The 19,720-nt window shown below is 42.9% G+C and carries 5 protein-coding genes; all 5 read right to left on the bottom strand.

From position 1 onward, the window contains the following. Window position 1 precedes the first annotated feature (1 nt). The 5 genes from pdhA to SB724_RS02880 all read right to left on the bottom strand — a co-directional run bounded on the left by pdhA (window position 2) and on the right by SB724_RS02880 (window position 19,704). Window positions 2-1,117: a pyruvate dehydrogenase (acetyl-transferring) E1 component subunit alpha gene (gene pdhA / locus SB724_RS02900; protein ID WP_007611171.1), complete on the bottom strand. Its 1,116-nt coding sequence runs from the start codon at window positions 1,115-1,117 to the stop codon at window positions 2-4. A 470-nt stretch (window positions 1,118-1,587) separates the two neighbouring features. Beyond that, a complete protein-coding gene (locus tag SB724_RS02895; protein WP_410570029.1) occupies window positions 1,588-2,679 on the bottom strand; it encodes a serine hydrolase domain-containing protein in 1,092 nt (363 codons plus the stop codon). A gap of 32 nt (window positions 2,680-2,711) precedes the next feature. Beyond that, on the bottom strand, window positions 2,712-6,563 hold the full coding sequence (locus SB724_RS02890) for an alpha/beta fold hydrolase (protein ID WP_410570028.1): 3,852 nt from the start codon (window positions 6,561-6,563) through the stop codon (window positions 2,712-2,714). Between the two features lie 50 nt (window positions 6,564-6,613). Continuing rightward, window positions 6,614-13,993, bottom strand: coding sequence for an SDR family NAD(P)-dependent oxidoreductase (locus SB724_RS02885; protein WP_410570026.1), 7,380 nt, complete (start codon window positions 13,991-13,993; stop codon window positions 6,614-6,616). After that, complete coding sequence (locus SB724_RS02880; protein WP_410570024.1) at window positions 13,993-19,704, bottom strand: type I polyketide synthase; 5,712 nt, start codon at window positions 19,702-19,704, stop codon at window positions 13,993-13,995. The genes SB724_RS02885 and SB724_RS02880 overlap by 1 nt, the downstream gene beginning before the upstream one ends. Between the last annotated feature and the right edge of the window lie 16 nt (window positions 19,705-19,720).

The raw sequence follows: 19,720 nt of genomic DNA, 5'->3' as shown, positions 1-19,720 counted from the left end.
CTTACTTCGACTCCTTCGCTTTGTAAATTTCAAGTTGTTCTTTCAAGTTGAACGTCGGCTCTTCAAACATATTCTCAATCAGCTCTGTTACTTTCGGTTTTGATTCGCCGTCAGCCTTTTTGATAGCTTGTTTGATTTCTTCTTTGGCCTGTTCAATCACTTTGTTCTCTTCTTCTTCAGACCATAGTCCTTTGTTTTCCAAGAACTTGCGGAAACGTACGAGCGGGTCTTTTTGCTCCCATTCATTTTCTATTTCTTTCGTACGGTATTTAGTCGGATCGTCACCGGACATTGTATGAGGTCCGTAACGGAATGTAAGAGTTTCGATCAGAGTCGGACCTTCACCGTTAATTGCGCGCTGGCGTGCTTCTGCGGTTGCAGCATAAACGGCTAGTGCATCCATTCCGTCTACTTGAACACCTGTAATACCGACGGCAACTGCTTTTTGGGCAATTGTCTGTGCGGATGATTGCTTTTCTACAGGAGTTGAAATCGCATAGCGGTTATTCTGAACAACGAAGATCGCTGGCGCTTTAAATGCTCCGGCAAAGTTCATTCCTTCATAGAAGTCACCTTGAGAAGCTCCGCCGTCACCAGTGTAAGTAATAGCTACCGCTTTTTTACCGCGCTTTTTAAGACCTAAAGCTACACCTGCGGTTTGAATAATTTGAGCACCAATAATAATTTGAGGTGATAAAGCATTTACTCCCTCAGGCATCTGATTACCTTTAAAATGGCCTCTTGAGAACAGGAATGCCTGGTGTAAAGGAAGCCCGTGCCAAATCAGCTGAGGAACGTCACGATAACCCGGAAGGATAAAGTCGTCCTGTTCAAGCGCGAAGTGTGATGCAATTTGAGAAGCTTCCTGGCCCGCTGTCGGTGCATAGAAACCTAAACGTCCTTGACGGGAAAGAGAAATTGAACGCTGGTCTAAAATGCGGATATACACCATTCTTCTCATTAATTCCTTTAACTGATCATCTGAAAGATCAGGCATTGCGTCTTTATTTACGACTTCTCCTTCAGCATTTAAAATTTGGAACGTTTCAAACTGCTTATGAATAGCATCAAATTGTTTTTTGCTATCAACAATTGAAGTTTTTGTCTTTGCAGCCATTTTTTAAACCACCTCTTCTTTTGATTTAACAGGGTTAGGATACCGTTTAGCCATCCGTATTAAAAACAGTCTTATCATGCTCTGCAATTCTAAAATTAATCATTCAGAAATTCACATAGCGCTTAAGCAAAGATAATGACGTTTAAACTGTACTAATAAAAAAAGATTTTTTATTAGTACAATATGATCAACAACCATAGTTTACAGTAATTAAACAAAGCCGTCAATCATTTATAACCTCATTTTGAAACCGCTTATAAAACTTAAGATCATATTGCGCCAAACTGTACTATAAAAGACTTTAAACTGTATTATAAAAATGCTCTACTGTACTATAATTAAAAAAAATTACAAAGAGTAAATTAAGTTATTTAACTTAGGGGCGGGCTTTGAAAAGATGCCGCGGAATAAAAACGGGCAGTTAGCAATCGTCCCGCCTGCCGAACAGACGGGACGATGCTTTTGTCTAATTATTCAATACCCGCCCACACGATATTCAGCGGCGTCAGCACGGCATGAGGATGAAACTCGGAAATCGGAGTGAAAAATACATACGTAAAATCTTCGGCTGGATCAGAAAACATGCCGCACCAACCCATTCCAAGATGTGAAAAGGTGCCTTCTGTCATGAAATAATGGTCACCGGCCGGCCACAAATTAACGCCTAAACCAAAGCCGCCTTCCTCCCTGGGCGCTCCGAAGAAGTAAAAAGGAAGACCCGGCTTTATTTGATTTCTCAGCATAGCTTCGACTGTTTTTCTTCCAAGCAGCTTCTTATCTTTCAATCTGCCTTTATTTCTAAACATTTCAGCCAACTTCCAAATATCTCGCAACGAAGAGTACAGACCGCTTGTCGCTTTATTCGGAAAATACGGGTGATGACTTTTTTCCAGCTGTACGCACTCGTGCTCATTGATCACACAAACTTCTTCTTTTAAAGCATCAGGCACATAAAAATACGTTCTTTCTAATCCTAGCGCTTCAATAATATGCTTTGTTACATACTGTTCGTAGGATACGCCTGTTACTTTTGAAATAATGATGCCAAGTATAACAAAACCGGTTCTGGAATAGTTCCATGCTTCATCCGCTCCGTACTCCAAAGGCGTACTGACGAGATAGTTTATCCATTCTTCCTCATTCGTTAAGTCAATGCCTTCAGCCTTTTGAATATCCAGCTCAAAACTTAATCCCGCCGTATGAGTCAAAAGGTGCAAAATTTTAATTTCTCCGAAACCCGGTTTATCAAACGCAGGCAAAATGAGCTTGACCGGCATTTTCAGATCAAGCAAACCTTTTTCGACGAGCTGCATGACGGCTACAGCGGTAAACACTTTTGTCAAAGAACCGATTTCTCTGATTGTATCAAGCTGAAATGTTTGCTTTTCGTTTTGTCCGCCGGTAAATTCCCCTAACGACTCAGCTGCAAAAACCTCACCTCCTCTTGACATCATATAACTCGCACATTGCAGAACTCCATTGTCTATCATCGTCTGATAATGGCTGTTAAGAGCGTTAATTTGTTTCATATCAAATGCCGGATTGCTTATTGTTTGTTTCATTGTTTTCTCCCCCTGTACTGTATGTATCGTTTTCATCCTTTACTTACCGATTTCTTGATGAATTCTGAGACCGCTTTATTAAATTCTTCCGGATGTGTGATGTTCGGAAGATGCCCCGCTCCCTTAATTTTCTTTAATTCTGCATTGCTCAGCAGTTTCCGCAGCCTTTTTGTTTCTTTCTGATCAACTACGCTTTCCTTCTCACCCGTAAGGATAAGCGTTCTTGTATGAATGTCTTTTAAAAAGCCGATTGTAGAATAGCCTTCTTGTTGATGTATCTTCATAAAACGTTCAATAGAAGCATTTAAGAATTGATTACTGTATAAACTTTCATATTCATGCGACTTTCCTATAGCTATAAAATCATTTTTCAGTTTTTCCTCGACACTGCTTTCAGGGTCTTCTTCGTATTCGGTGTAACTTCCGGAAAGAATGAGTGTTTTTACTTTTTCGGGGTATTCATAGGCTATCCTCTGCCCTATCATGCCTCCCCAAGAAGCTGCCGCAATGTGGATCGGCCAAGCAACCCCTAACTCGTTCAGCACTTCGATAAAAGTCTGAGCCAGCCCGCTCAGTGTAAAATCGGCGCTCCCCTCACTCAGCCCGTAACCCGGTGTGTGTATGACAATTACATTAAATTGATCTGCCCATTCCTTCATTTGTTCTTTCCACATGTAAGCAGTGGTAGCAAAACCGCAAATCAGTAAAATTGTTTCGCCCTTACCGCTCATCAATATTTCCATATGCCGGGCATTTTCTGTGTTTGCCAGAAAATGAACGGTTTCCGTTTCTTCTGTCTGGTAAAAAGCGATGAGTTTTTTTGCGGCATCGCTTTGATCGTGCTGAAGGGCTCCTTTCTTCAGTCTGCTCCAATAATGCAAATAATCGTCGAGATGACGATTGGAAGCCGTGCCGAGTATTCGGAAAGGACTTTCAGCTTCTCCCGTAACGATTGACGAAGCATCAAAATCGGCTGCAATCGCTGAATCTCTTACTAGAGGCGGTGCTGAACGGGCGGATAACGGCTTGAAATCGTTTTGTATTTTTTCTTTTTCTCCGTATAACACGATCAGCTGGTGGCCTTGGCCGAGAAGCGAGTGTTCAAATGCTTTGATTCCGGCAGTATTTTCTAATGGGTGAAGTCCGTACTCCATTTTCATAATATCTTGAATGCCGGGATCAACTGACATGCCTCCGTCTTTCCAGAAAGGCCAATTTACAGCGATGGTTTTTCCTGATCTCCCCCCCGCCTTTCTCATACATTCCCTCCACTCGGCAAAATGCTCCAGAAAACGATTGGCGTAGGCGTAATCGGCTTGACCCAGACTTCCGATTTCTGAGGAGATGGAAGAAAACAAAACAAAAAAGTCTAAAGGCATATCTCTGAGCGCTTCATCCAAATGAATCACACCATTGACCTTTGATTGCAGCACCGCTTGAGCTTCCGCGTCTGTTTTATTCATAATGAGAGAGTCTTTTAACACGCCTGCACTGTAAATGACCCCGTTGATTTCGGAATAATCAGCATGAATTTTTTCCGCTAACTTGATGACCTGCTGCTTATCTGACATGTCAGCCTGAATGTAAGAAATGCTTGCCCCGTCATAGCGGATGCTGTCTAATTTTTCTTCCATGTCTGCTGTCATTTTCGATCGCCCGGCAATGATAACGCTGGCTTCGTGATTTGCATAAAGAAACGCTGAAATAATCCAGCCGATGCCGCTTAACCCTCCGATGATGAGATACACCCCGTTTTTTGCAAACTTTGCGGCCTTTTGTCCTGTTTGCAGCGAAGCGTCTTTATATGCTGTCACCCACCTTTTTTGATCGCCGTCATATTTCACAGCCTGATGATGTCCGGCACTTAATTCATTGAGAAGCAAAGGTGCTTTTTCAATGGTTTGTCTTGAAGAAATCTCAACCGTTTTACACTTTATATTCGGCTGCTCCGCATTCAGCGTTTTAAAAAAGCCTCCAATCGCGGCGTAAACCGGATTTGTATATTGACCCTTGTCATGTACGTACAGAATGTTGATGTTTTCTTTTACTTTTTGATGGATCAAAGCTTTGCTCAAATAAAGAATTGAATAAAAGCTGTGAGTCAGATCTAACGCTGCTTCAGTATAAGCTTTTTTTGACAGGTAATGAATGATTGACGCCGGAAACGCTCCGGACTTTTTCATATCTTCTAACAGTCTGGTGTAATGAGCAGACTGCTCCGGATTAAATTTATAATGCTTTTCATTTACCATTTCATATTCATCGGCGGCTTCCGCATAAATAACATTTTCACTGCCGATGTACTTTCGGATTTCATCACTCAATGAACTGTCGAAATCGAAAATCAATGTATTTTCCTTAGGTACTTCTCCGGACTTTAATGGCGATTCTATCCATTCTTTTTGTAAATACAAAGATTCAAGCATCGGCTTTTCAGACGGCTCTTTCGTTTGCGTTTTTTCTTTAAAAGCTGCGGCCGGCGTATTACGCACATCATATTTTTCTTCTAAATAAGCCGCTAAATCATGAATATTGTTATAATCAAAAAGCAATGTCGGATACAATTGTGTATCCAATCTTTCCTCGAGAATTTTCGATATATGCAGCAGCTGTTTTGAGTCAAGACCCAGTTCGTAAAAAGATTGGTGTTTGTCCGCTTTATTTGGCGGTGTGTTTGTAACCTCTCCAATAATGGATGACAGCTCATCTGTTAATGTTTTATGACTGTCTTGGTGCTGAACTGTAACAGAGATAGAGTCTGTAATGTCGGCTCCGTATTTCTCCTGCAGATATTCCGTCAATTCACCGATTGTGGAGTAATCAAATAATAAAGTCGGGTACAGCTTTGTATCTAACATCAGTTCTAATTTTTTGGATAAGTCTAATAATTGTTTAGAATCCAAGCCCATCTCGTAAAAGGAAATATCATTCTTCACTGTTTCTGCAGGTTTTTCAATCATGCCGGCTATCTCTTGGATCAAATTATTTCTGATCATTTCTTTATTGTTCGTTGCGCTGCCGATCTCTTTAGCTTTTTGGGAATGCTCCAGCCTTTGTATTGATTTTTCATTTCTGACTCTTTTCACACCGAATCGCTCATAATAAAAAGCAAGCTCTCCATCAGGCCTGTATACTTCTATGTCCGCATATAAAATGTCTTTAGAAGGCGGCTGCGTTATACTGTTTTTATCAATATACACAAAACAAGACCCAGTTGTTTTATGCAGTGCCCGGAACGTCTCAATATATATAGGGATAAACGCATTTGTTCCTTCATCCGGCAAGTCTGATGTAAGGATTCCCAACAAGCTGAGAGACCCATCCAAAAATGCGGGATGCATGTAAAAGTCATCCGTATATTCTTTTGAAAGTCCGCTTAAACTGACCTCTCCCAGAATATAATTTTCACCTTCATATACTGTACCTTCCAATTTCATAAAATCTTTATGAATCAGGCCGCCTCTGCGCAAATTACGATAGGCGGATTCAGCATCCGTAGTCCGGACGGCCCCTTTCTTTAATTCTTCGATTGAAATTGTCTTTTCGTTTATCGCATTTTTTCTTATGATTTCCGCCTGCAAGTTGACTGACGCTTCACCTTCCGCCTTTTCAGCGACCCATTTCCTGCTTGTTGTTTCAACAAGCCAGCCGTTTTCTTGTTGCGTAAACTGGAAGCTGACTTTTTTATCAAAATGGACTGACGTCGCAACAGGTTCACGGAATAAAACATGTTTGATTTCAAAACTTCGGGGGGATATCCCTTTCTCAGCTAAAAATCGGGTTATTAAATCCAGATACGTTACGCCGGGTATCGTACGCACTTGATGAAGGACATGGTCTGAAACAATATAATCGTCATGTTTGACTAATACGCTGAACCTCATGCAACTCGACAACCTTTCTTCTTTTACAAAGTAAAGAAACAGAGCAGGTGCTACTCTGTTTCATCAATAATTTCAAGAAGCCGTTTTTTATTTTGTTTGATTTGTTTTTTCCGATTTGAATCCGGCCAGTACTCTTTTCTGACAAACTCGGCAGGCGGCAGCGGATTTCTGACGGAATGATATGAATCATCCAGGCCGCTTACCAAAAGGTGGGCGTTTGTTCCGCCAAAACCGAAAGCGCTGATGCCCGCCCTCCGTTTTCCATCCTTCCAGCTTCTCAGTTCTGTATTCGGATAAAAAGGCGACTTTTCAAATTCAAAGCGGGGATTTGGCGTTTCACAATTCAATGTAGGCGGAATTTCCTTATGCCATATTGATAAAATCACTTTAATGAAACTTGCCGCTCCGGCAGCGCTTAATAAGTGTCCGATATTGGTTTTTACACTTCCTACTCCGCAAAATTGCGTTTTGTTTGTGTCTCTTCGGAATACTTTTGTCAGAGCCTGAAGCTCAATCGGATCTCCAATCATCGTGCCTGTGCCGTGAGTTTCGACGTAGCTGACTGATCCGGGAGTGATATCGGCTTTTTCAAATGCATCTTGAATAACCTGCTCTTGAAGCTTAGGATTCGGGGTCGTGATTCCCATTGTCGCACCGTCGTTATTAATAGCTGATGCTTCAATGATACCGTATATCCGATCTCCGTCTGCTTTTGCTTTCTCCAGCGGTTTTAACAGAACAGCGCCAAAACCCTCTCCGGGTACAAAGCCGTTTGCCCTTTCATCAAAAGTAAAACACTGACCGTCCGGCGAAAGAGCTCCTCCTTCTGTTAACATCAGGTAAGGAATTTCATCCAAAAGCAGATCCGCCCCTCCTGCCAGCGCCATCTCTGAATCACCGTTTTTTATGCTTTGGCAGGCTAAATGAATGCTGACTAATGAAGAAGAACAAGCGGTATCAGAAACCATGCTTGGACCGTGAAAATTAAAGAAATGCGACACATGTGAAGCAATAAAGTTTTGACTAAGCCCGACGATGTGGCTGCTGCTTTCTTTCGGCAGTTTGTGACCGTAGCCGCCCATTCTGGAACCGACAAATACGCCGACTTTTTTTCCCGATAATTCCGTTTCTTCATAACCGGCATCCCGTACAGTCTGTACACTCGTTTCTAAGAAATGTCTTATCAGCGGGTCCGTTTGGATGGCTTTCTCCTCTTCCATGCGGAAATACTCCGGATCGAAGCTGCCGATTCCATTGATAAACCCTCCCCATTTGCTGATGCTTTTTCCCTTTTGCTGCACCGGAGAGTAATTTTCTTCTATATTCCACCGGGAATCAGGTACTTCTTTAATATGATTCTTCCCTTTTCTCAGATTGTCCCAAAATTCCTCTTTATCAGCCGCTCCAGGGAACTTACATCCGATTCCGATAACAGCTATCTTTGCAGAGGAAGCCGTCTGAAGTTCTGTATTTCGGCTCGTCACAGACTGCATATCTTGCTGATTGCTGCTTTGAGAATCAGTCTGTTCGATTTGTTTTTTCAACGGCGGCGCCGTCTTACCGATATATTCCGCAAGACCATGAATCGTGTTGTGTTCAAGAAGCACAGTAGGGTCAATTTTTTTCTGAATCATTGCTTCTATACGATGTATTATGCTGACAAGAAGTATAGAATCCACACCGTATTCCTGAAAATCCGTATTTGGGTTAAGCTTTTCAAGGGGAATGCTCAATTCCTCGGCAAATACGGCAGAAAGTTCACTGACAAGCCCTTCTGAACGCTCAAAAGTGTCGGGAGTCTCCTGTCTTCGGACTGGAACCGAAGCTCCGCCGGTTTTATTGATGTTCAGGAGACTGTCTGCATGAAACACTGTTCCTTTTTTCGCGATAGGAATGATATTGGCCGATTTTCTCTCCAGTGCATGATACAAAATCGCCAGTCCTTCCCGTGTGGAAAGAGAGTCCAATCCCAATTCATCATATAAAGGACTCGTCACAGTACCCATTCCGACTTCTTTCCAGCTCGGCCAATTGATGGACGTGAAATACGTTCTCCCCTTTTGAAAATGATAAGCCGCGAAATAGTCCATATATGCGTTTGCCGACGCGTAATCAGTCATTCCTTTCGACAGTTTGGGTGACTGTGCAGCAATTGATGAAAATAGAATAAAGAAATCCAGCGGCCTATTATTAAAAATCCGCTCCAAATTCTGAAGTCCAGTGACTTTCGGCCCGTACACCGTCTTAAATTCACTCATTCTTTTATGAATAAAGGCCGGATTTCCGCCGCTGTGCAGTCCGGCACAGTGTATGACACCGCTTATATCTTTAAATTCAAGGCTTACTTGGTGAAAGAATGAACGCAGCTTCTCTTCATTTGTGAGAGAACCGCTGTAATACAGATAGTTGACACCTTTCTCTTCAAAACTTTGAAACAGTTTGATATTGCTGACTGTCTTTTCGTCCTGTCTGCCCTCTTTCAGCAAATGATCCCATTCACTTCGCAAAGGTAATGGACGCGTACCCGTCAGTACGAGTTTTTTCACTCCCCGTTTCACCAAATCTTCAGCTATTGCTCTGCCAATGCCCCCTGTCCCGCCGGTAATCACGATGGCTTTATCCGCAGGAAATGAAACAGGCTCGCCAGTATGGATTCTTTCTTCTTCAAAATACGGAACATATCTGACGCCGCTGCGGTAGCATACTTCATTCTCTCCGGTACATTGCGCCCTTTCATTCTCAAAGATTTGTTTCAGCTCATACGTTTCTTTCATGCTGTCTATATCTATTGTTTTCACATGAACAAAGCCGTATTCCGCAGAAAGGGCTTTCAGAAAAGCCGCTGATTCTGCCCCCGTCAGCTTTGGTTTTTCCGCTTTAAATACCTGCAAGCCATTGGTGATTTGTAAAATGGATAATGGTGTTTCCTTTTTACTCCTCTTAATTATTTCTTGTATAAATAAGAATTTACCATATGGGATGCCGTTCTGATTTTCACTCTGGTTTCCGATATCTGAGAAATCAAATATATTTTCGACCTGCCGCTCACCGCCCGAGAAGATCTCACGGATAACGTCGTATGCGTGGTTTTCATCTAATAAAGAACACTCAAACATTTGATCAGAGTGTTTTATAAATGAAGAGTGATGTTTTATGACAATCAGATTCTCCTGATCTATATCCGAACAAATGGTGCGGGCAATTGATTCTGTGTCTTGATTTACAAATACTACTGTCAGTCCGTACTCTTTTGTTTCGGATGGATTTACAAACGGATTCTCCCTCCATTTTTTTTGCAAGTGATGTTGAAAAGAATGCTGAGGGATCTCTGTCTTCTCAGTCCTGGACGGAACCCAATAACGTTCTTTCGCAAACGGATAAGTCGGAATTGAGATCCGTTTACCCGGCTGCTGTAAATGTTGATGAACGGTTTTCCAATCGATATCCGCCCCCCAAACCCATAATTGAGCCAGCTTTTCCGCTTCACCGTTCTCAATAATGGTCTTTACAAACAATTCACCTGCTCTGCCTTCCGTTAACGCCTTCATTTTTTCAGCAAATGCATCTGCTGATTGCTGATTAACATATACGCCTGGAACTTGCTTGTCACCGCGGCAAAACTCAAATAATTTATCCTTAATTTCTTTAAGAGAGGTACCGGTGATCGCCGCTCTGGCCTCCATCGCTTCTCTGCCCGATTGTGTAGTGTATGCCAGATCCCGTAAAACGACGCTTTCCGATTGGCCGGCTTCCATCACTTCATTCGGGAACATGTTTCTTATCGCTCCGGCATATTCCTTCAATAAGTATTCAGTAACCGCTTGAATGGAGGGGCAATCAGTTAATTCATACATCGTGAGTTCAATATGAAACATTTCGTTAATAAAATCCGCCATCCGGCTTAATTCCAAAGGACCTACGCCAAATTCACTCAGGTGATCAGCAATATTAATTTCTTCCGGATGGATATGAAGCAATTCCGAAACAAACGGTTTGAGTACTTCATTCACCTTTTCTTCCATATCAGGCTGTTTATCCTTTACTTCAGGACTTAGTGAACGTTGGATAAAATCTCTCATGTTTTCGGCATACTCAAGAAGACGTTCATTGTCTTTGGCAGATAACAGGACAATATGCGGTTCGTTCTCAACATGTTCTGTTGAGGCGTTTGTTTCTTCATATTCTTCTATAATGATATGAACATTCGTTCCTCCCGCTCCGAATGAGCTGATCCCCGCTCTTCTCGGAACAGTTACTGTTTTTCCGTTTTCCTGCAGTTTCGGTTTCTTCCAGTCTTGCAATGACCGCTGTACATAAAAAGGAGATGCTTTAAAATCAATATTTGGATTCAGCGTCTCCGCATGTATGGAAGGAAACAGTTTTTTCAGTTTCATTTGCAAAAGAACCTTTGTCAAACCGGCAATTCCCGCTGCGGCCTCAAGATGGCCGATATTTGATTTGACAGAACCGATGGAACAATATTGAGTGTGCTCCGTAAATTCCCGAAACGCTTTTGTTAACCCGGTGATCTCAATCGGGTCTCCCAGAGCAGTTCCCGTTCCGTGAGCTTCAATATAACTAATTGTACGAGGGTCAATACAAGCTTTCTGAAGCGCGTCCTGTATCAGTTCAGACTGACCATTCGGATTAGGAACCGTAAAACCGTTTGTTCTCCCTCCGTGATTGACCGCTGTCGCTTTAATCAGCGCATAAATATGATCTCCGTCCCTTACCGCTTCCGCCGCCGGCTTTAAAAGTACGGATCCCACTCCTTCTCCCGGTACATAACCGTCACCGCCCTCGCCGAATGTACGGCATCGGCCATCACTTGCAAAGAAGCGGCTTTGATTTAATAATGTATATTTATTCGGATGAAGCGTAAGATTGACCCCGCCCGCAACAGCAAGTGTGCTTTCTCCTCTTCGTATACTTTCACAGGCTAAGTGAATGGCGTTAAGAGAGGATGAACACATTGTATCAACCGCCATACTCGGCCCCTTAAAGTTAAAGAAATACGATATTCTGTTTGCTATTGCAGAAAATGGAGACCCGACGGCCAGTTCATTTCCTTTAAGTGATTCTTCAACGCCGAAAAATTGATAGCTTCCATATGTGACGCCTGCAAAAACTCCGACCTTTTTGCGGGTCAGATCTGAAGGTTTATAACCCGCATCCTCTATGGTATTGTACACTGTCTCTAAAAAGAGACGTTCCTGAGGATCAAGAAAAGCCGCTTCTTTCGGTGATATCCGGAAAAATAAAGGATCAAACCGATCTGGATTTTTCAGAAAACCTCCCCACTTATAGCAGCTTCCCTCGAGCATTTCCTTCCGGTCATCAGGAATTTCGCTTACGCAATCCCGTCCATTCATCAGCACATTTTGGAACTCCCTGATGTTTTCCGCACCCGGGTATCTGCCGCTGACACCGATAATCGCTATATCAGCAGAAAGGGGATCGGCCGCAATGTGCTCTTTTGAATCTTCTTCAGAGCGTACCGGCGCTTTTGTTTCCACTGGTTTTCTTTTTTGCTTTTTTTGATATGAAACAAGTTCAGATGTGCCGGCCGGGTTCAGCAGTTTCATCATTCGTTCGCTGTGATGACTCAGGAAATATTCGGCTAACTGCGATATTGAATGATATTCAAAAAACAATGTTTTCGACAATCTGCCGATACTTTGCTCCAGCTTTTTGGTCAGACGCATGATCATCACTGAATCAATGCCGTATTTCTCCAGGTATTGTTTTTCATCTATGAGTGAGGCAGGTAATTTCAATTCTTCGGACATTATATTTTTCAGATAACTGATGATATTTTGTCTTAATTCATCGTTTTTCAAATCGGCATCTTCCTGCTGGTCTGAATGTAAGCTGATTGTACCGGCACGCTTCAGCACATCCTCAATCTTTTCTTTTCGGCCTTTCAGGGCAATCAGCTGTTCAGATGATTGACACAAGCTGTTCTCCAGGGCCTGTATTCCGTCACCGTCATCTAACGGGTCAAGACCGAGTTCCTGTTTCATGTAGGATATTCCTTCATCGTCAATATTCATCCCGCCGGAAGTCCATAGCGGCCAATTGACTGACACTACCCTTCCGGCAGACTCTTTTGCGGTCATAACTGCTGCATACTGATCCAAACAGGCATTGGCGAAAGCATAGTCACATTGGCCGGCTGAGCCGAAGACTGCCGATGTGGATGAAAACAAGACAAGTAATTCAACTTTCATTTTTTTGATTTCTTCCGCCAGCCACAACGTGCCAAAAACTTTCGAACCTGTGACTTGATCAATTTCTTCTTTTGTCTTTCTTAAGATAAAAGAGTCACGGAGTACGCCGGCACTGTGAAATACTCCATGTAAGGTGCCGAACTGCTCTTTTGCAAAAGCAAACATCCGTTCAGCATCACTTTGTTTTGAAACATCAGATCGGATATATTCAACTGTTGAACCTGAACTTCTTAAATATTCGATCTTTTTCTCCTGCTCTTCAGTTAAATCAGAGCGCCCCGTCAATATGAGATTCGCTTTCCATTTTTCCGACAGATGTTTTGCCAATATATAACCGAGACCGCCCAGGCCTCCTGTAATCAGATAATTCCCATGATGTTTCAGCGGCTGGGTTAAATCGAATGAGCCGGCTTTATTATAGCTTTTCGTAAAACGTCTGCCGTTTTCATAGCGCACTTCAAAATGGATATCCCGTTTTTCGTCACACTCTCTCTGATATATATCCGCTATTGCTGGAAGAGCGGCTCCCGTACCCTCTGATTGCGTGATATTGATAATCTGATAGTGAAAATTGGGGTGTTCCTGGTGAACGGTTTTCACCAATCCGCCGAGAGCATGATGCAGCGGCAGTTGTTCTTTATTCTCAGTTTGAAAAATATGCGTCAGTTTTATTATCTTTTTCCATTTTAGTTCAATCAGCGCCTGTGTAATAAACAGAAGAGAAAACAATCCGTTTTCCAATTGTTTCTGTATACCTCCCTTACTCATGTCAGCCTGAGAATCAGACCACAAGTGAAGAATCTTTTCGGGCAGCTGATAATGATCATGAATGTACCGGAACAGCTTTAGATAATCGTCTTTTTTCACGTGGTTCATACAAATCGTATCATCATGTAAAACAGCAAATTCTTTTCCGCGGATAACAAACAAGAGAGTACAGTCCTTAAACAAACCGCTCAATTCTTGTATTTGCCGTTCATTTTCTGCAAAAATCAGGAGCAATCCCGTCAAGGGTGCGCTCTTCTTATTCGGAATGAACGATTCTGTCCATTCCGGCTTGTAATAAAAAAGCGGATGGTTCGATGCCCGTGATTTTTGATTCTGAATGGATGTCACACGGGCATAGCCTTCGTCAGCCGATATCTGTCCTGATTGAATCAGATCAAGAATATCGCTGATTTGTTCACGTTTTCCGTTCATCATTCTTCCCCCATTAATTGTTTCAATACAGCCTTCTGATCAATATCATTGGTTTCTAATTGACGCAGGAGACGAATGAGTTCGTCGTCCGTCTGAACAGTGCCTTTTTTATGACCATATCTGAATCTCACATCTCTGCACTCTGCCAGAATGCTTCCGTTTTCATCTGTAAATGTCATATGACACGTTACATCACGGCTGTTCTGCCGGTTCTCTTTTTGAGTATAGACATAAAAATTTTGAGCGAGAGGCTGATAGACATCCGCCGCTCCCATTCCGATCAATTCCGGGAAGGTTTCTCCGCTGACAAAAAACGCACTGGCTTGAATTGCGGACTCAAGCGCTTCAGGAGAGATCGTAAAATTCTCTCTTTTTGCATAAAGCTCATCCGGCAATGAATGAAACGACAGCATTCCGTCACTGTTTTTCGCTGATTCAATGACAAAAGGCGATTCAGCAGGATGTTCAGTCATTTCTGATTTGACTTCAGCAATATCAAGCGCTTCAGGAAGCATACCGCTTTCAGGCTTAACAATATGCGCATTTCCCCTGGCAAGACGTACTTTATTCTCATTTTTTGTGTTTGCATATATGTCAAACCGCGCAAAGCCGCGCTCAGGCGTCAGCGTAATCATCAGTTCCCGTATATCAGTCATTCCGTTCATGCTTTCGGTCCACAATAAATCAGTTAATGTATGAACTGGTTGTCCAAATGCCGCCGCTGCATTGACGATAGCCATTTCAGCCAAAGATGCATAAGGGAAAAAGGACACATTTCCTTCAGACAGACTTAGTGCGAACGGATGATTACGGCTGATTTTTTTCGTGAAACTGAACTGATTAAAATCGGACGTGTTACTCCCCAAGAAAGGGTGAGTCGGCTTACTCACATCTGTTGAAACAAGCGTTTCCCCTTTTTCCGCTATCCAATACCGCTGTTTGATCAGCGGTTGTCCCGGAATAGAAATCCTGCGAGCATTCCGATTCACCTCAAAAGTCTCCCAATCTATCTTTCTTCCATTTACCCATTTGGATGCTGCTTCGGCGTAATCTGAACAAACGTGAGGCATTTCATTGTGAACTTCTGATTCGAATGTATTACCGGTATAGCTCAAGCTGCTTTTTTCACCCCTGATATAAGCTGAGAGCTCTTCAGCAATGACCTGCCCGGAATCTGCCACTATCGCCAGCCGTTCTTCCATATGATCGCGTCCCGTCTGAAGTGTATAGGCAATATCCTGAAGACGCAGTTTATGATTGTTATCTTTCGATTCATTTTCTGATAGAAAATCAGCCATAACCTTCGCATACTTTATCAGCCGTTGTTTGTCTTGAGCCGATAAAACAAAGATCACTCGGCCGCTTTGATGATCAAAAGCTTTTGGCGGCTCATACGCTTCCAATATAAGATGCGCGTTTGTCCCTCCTGCCCCAAAAGCGCTTACCCCGGCTCTCAAAGGATGAACAGCATTGCTGTTTTGCGGAATATTCCATTCAGCCGCTTTCCGCTGCACTTGAAAAGGAACCTGCTCAAAATCTATAAACGGATTAACAATATCGGAATGCAGAGAAGGAACAAGCTGCTTATTCTTCATTTGGAGAAGCACTTTCGTTACCGCAGCGATTCCTGCCGCAGATTCTAAATGTCCGATATTTGATTTCACCGAACCGATGGCGCAAGGATGATTCAGTTGATAGGAATCTTTCAGTCCTTGAATTTCAATCGGATCGCCTAATGACGTACCCGTTCCATGCGCTTCAATATAATTGACGGTATTCGGATCAATGTCAGCTTTACGAAGCGCTTCTGAAATGACCTCCGCCTGCGCATCCGGATTCGGTATGGAATATCCGCTCGTCTTTCCTCCGTGATTAACGGCGCTTCCCTTAATCACACCGTATATTTGATCTTGATCTTCTATTGCTTTTTTCAATGGTTTTAACAATACGGCTCCGACTCCCTCACCGGGAACATAACCGCTTCCGTCTTTTCCAAAACTCCGGCATCTGCCGTCACTTGATAGAAACTGTCCCATGCTGAGGAACTTATATTTATTCGGATGTATTGACAAATTCACTCCGCCGGCTAATGCCATATCGCTCTCTCCGCAATGTATGCTTTGGCATGCGTAATGAATAGAGGTCAGTGATGAAGAGCACATTGTATCCAGAGCCAAACTCGGACCTTTTAAATGAAAATAATAAGACACCCGATTGGCAATTGAAGAATAGACGGAAGCCGGCGAGAAAGCCACTCCATTTTCTTCTCCTTCAAATAGTTGATATTGGCCCCACATTGCACCGACAAATACACCGACTTTCATCTTTTCCAGCATGTTTCTCGGGTATCCTGAGTCTTCAAAACAATTTTTGGCCGTTTCTAAAAAGAGCCTTTCCTGGGGATCCATAAGTTCTGCTTCCCTTGGGGAAATATGAAAGAAAAGCGGATCAAATTGATCGGCTCCGCTGATAAAACCTCCCCACTTGCTGTAAGACTTCCCTTTCATATCTCTGTCTTCGCTGAAGAAATCATCCATATTCCAGCGGTCAGGCGGGATTTCTGTAATACAATCTTTTCCGCTCTTTAAATTCTCCCAAAATTCAGGTAAGTCTTCAGCCATCGGATACTTCCCGCTTAATCCGATAATGGCAATGTCTTGATGCCTTGTATCAGCTGTTTCATTTATTTGGATCTCACGGCTTTCATCCTCCATGAAGGTATCTTGAAGTGCAGATTTCAATTTTTCTTTGTCACCTTCAAACACGATCAGCTGTGATGCGTTCAGAGAGAGTGAATCTTGAAAAGCTTTGATCCCATTGGTTTTACTAAGAGGAACCATACCGATTTTTTGTTTCATCCATTTTTCAGTTTGTTTATCCACTTTCATGCCGCCGTCTTCCCATAGCGGCCAGCCGATGGCTACTGAGACGCCGGAGCGTTCTTTTTTCCGCCTCATTCCTTCACGCCACTCAGCGAAAAGATCGATGAACCGGTTGGCCAATGCGTAGTCCGTCTGACCGATATTCCCGTACATCGAGCTGCTTGATGAAAACATCACAAAGAAGTCCAAAGGTTCGGTTTGCAGCAAGCTGTCCAATAAGACCGTCCCATTTATTTTCGGAGCGATCACTTCCTGGATTTCATCTTTTGATTTTTGAATCAATAAAGCGTCGTGCGTCACACCGGCACTGTGTATCACACCGTTGATTTCTCCGAATTGCCTTTTAATGGTTTTTATGATTCGCTCTGCATCGCGGCTATCTGAAAAATCACCTCTTATATATTGAACCGAAGAACCGCCTGCTTTCATTCGGCTGATTTTGTTCTTTTTGTCTTCCGTAAGTTCAGAACGGCCCGCTAAAATAATATTGGCTTTCGTTTGGGCTGCGATATGTTCTGCAAATATAAGGCCTAAGCCGCCGGCCCCTCCTGTAATCATGTATACTCCGTTTTCTTTAAAGGAGAAACCTGAGTTTTGAGCCGGTTCCGCTTCCCGTAAGGCACGGACCCAGCGCACATTTCCTTCATAATAAAGATCGGTTTCTCCCGGATGCGCTTCAGTTGATTCGCATCTGATGATTTCAGCTGTGAGATCCGGCAACGATGACTTGTCTGAAACTGATATCCCGATTGTCTTAAGGGCCAGTTTCGGGTTCTCAAGCAAAATAGACTGCCCTGCGCCATGGACTGAAGCGTAAAGCGGCTGATCATTTTTATGGTCCGACGGATAAAGGAAAAGCGATACAACCTTTTTTTCCGCCTTGCTGCGCATCAATGCCCGGCTGAAAAAGAATAGCGGGTAAGCCCCTTTAGAAAGCTGTTCATTTATTTTTTCCGGGCCGGCAAATGACCCTTCCGGCCACCCGTAAACCACGGTGTCGGGCATTTGCCCCCTTTTTTTCAGATCAGCTGCAAGCCTGTCAAAGTGAGCTTCCTCCCTGTGATCTATCTCATAAACACCGTCTCCGTGATAGGAGAAACGATTCCCTGATAAAACGAGAATGATCTGTGTATTTTCGAATCCATTTTCAGCATTTTCCCGCATAAAATGAAAAAGCTCTCTGTCATATTGAAACAGCAGGCATGTTCTTTTCTTTTTATTTCCGCAATTCGGGTCCCAAGCGGCAGCCTTTTGTCTCCAATGCGGCGTTAAATAGGCCAGAGCCGTATGATTCTCTCCATGATGAAGAGGGAGGTCTTTTTCAACGGACGTCTTTTCGCCGCTCTCTGCAAAATAGTTTGCAAGTTTTTGAATCGTCGGATACTCAAACAATAAAGTAGGGTACAGTTCCCTGCCTGTTTTCTCTTCCAATGCCTTTACGGCTTGCATAAGTGTTACGGAATCGAGGCCTTGTTCATAAAAACCTTTTACCACAGAGAGTGTTTCAGGGGCAGTCCCTTTGACATCTGCGATCAGCTGCTGAATGTCTCCTTCTGTTATAAGAGCGAAAAGATTTTCGTTCTTACTTTCTTTCATGTCAGGCTTTTCAGCCGGTTGATTTTGCGTTAAGAAATAACTGGACATTTTTTGATTTTCTTTAATATACGCGGCGAGTTCCCGGATCGTTTTCTGCTCAAACAGGAGTGTAGGATACAGCTGTTCCCCTGTTTTGTTTTCAAGTTCTTTGACAATGGCAAGCAAAGAAGCTGAATCCAGGCCCTGTTCATAAAAACCAATGTCTGTCCTTATGTCACGCAGATCTATATTTGAAACCCCGGATATTAATTCTTTAAGGTGTGTCTCGATGCTTTCGCTTCGATTTATGATTGAATCTTTTCTGATCAGGCTGTCTTTTGGCTGAGAAGCCGCTTCAGTTTCCAAACGAGTCTGCTTCAGGTTTTCAATTAAATCTTTTGAGCGAATATGTTTCACAGACAGCCGCGTAAAATAAGCGATCATCTCCCCGTGTGCATCGTACAAACCGTAACTTACTTGGATGACATCCCCTGAATCATGATTTTGGTCTTGCTTCTTTATGTACACATAACACCTGTCTTCCAGGCGCTTCGTCATACGGAAAGATTCAATATGAATGGGAATATACGTTTTCATCCGGCTTGCCGGAGATCCTTGTGTAAAATATTCGGGACATGCCTGATAAAGGATCGATATGATGGTAGACGCATCAAGAAAAGTGGGATGCAATTGAAAATAGCCGTTATATTGATTGGCAATTTGGCTGAGCGTCAACTCTGCAAGTACAGAATGGTCAGACGCATAAACCTTCCCCAGACTCTTCATAAATTCAAAATGCTCTATATCAACCTTTTTTAAATAGTCATAACATATCTCCATATCAGCTTCACGGGCGGAGGCATGTTTAATTTCATCAATATTGATTGAACTCATGCTTTCCGGGATTTTCGGCATGAGCCTGCAGTTCATATTCTCATCCCAGCTTTCATCCAGAATGCGGTCATCTTTTACCTTTCTGCTCTTCGCCTGAATTTCCCATCCCTGTTCCAATCCCTGAAAACGGATGCGGATTTCTCTGTCAAAGGTATCCGATGTTGCTACAGGTTCCAAATACAAAATATTCTGACACTCGAGTTCTTCAATAGGCAAACCTTTGCTCAGCGCCATACGGTATATCATATCTAAAAATGTGACACCGGGTATAATCCGGGTGCCATGCACCCGGTGATCCCTGACAATATAGTCCGTATGTTTAATTGTTAATGTGAACTGATAGTTTTGATTACTGGCCACCTGTCTCATTCCTTTT

It is taken from the genome of Bacillus sp. SIMBA_031, assembly GCF_046535225.1.
Classification (GTDB): domain Bacteria; phylum Bacillota; class Bacilli; order Bacillales; family Bacillaceae; genus Bacillus; species Bacillus velezensis.
The sequence above is the reverse complement of the archived record's forward strand: the minus strand, read 5'-3'. Positions and strand labels throughout refer to the sequence as shown.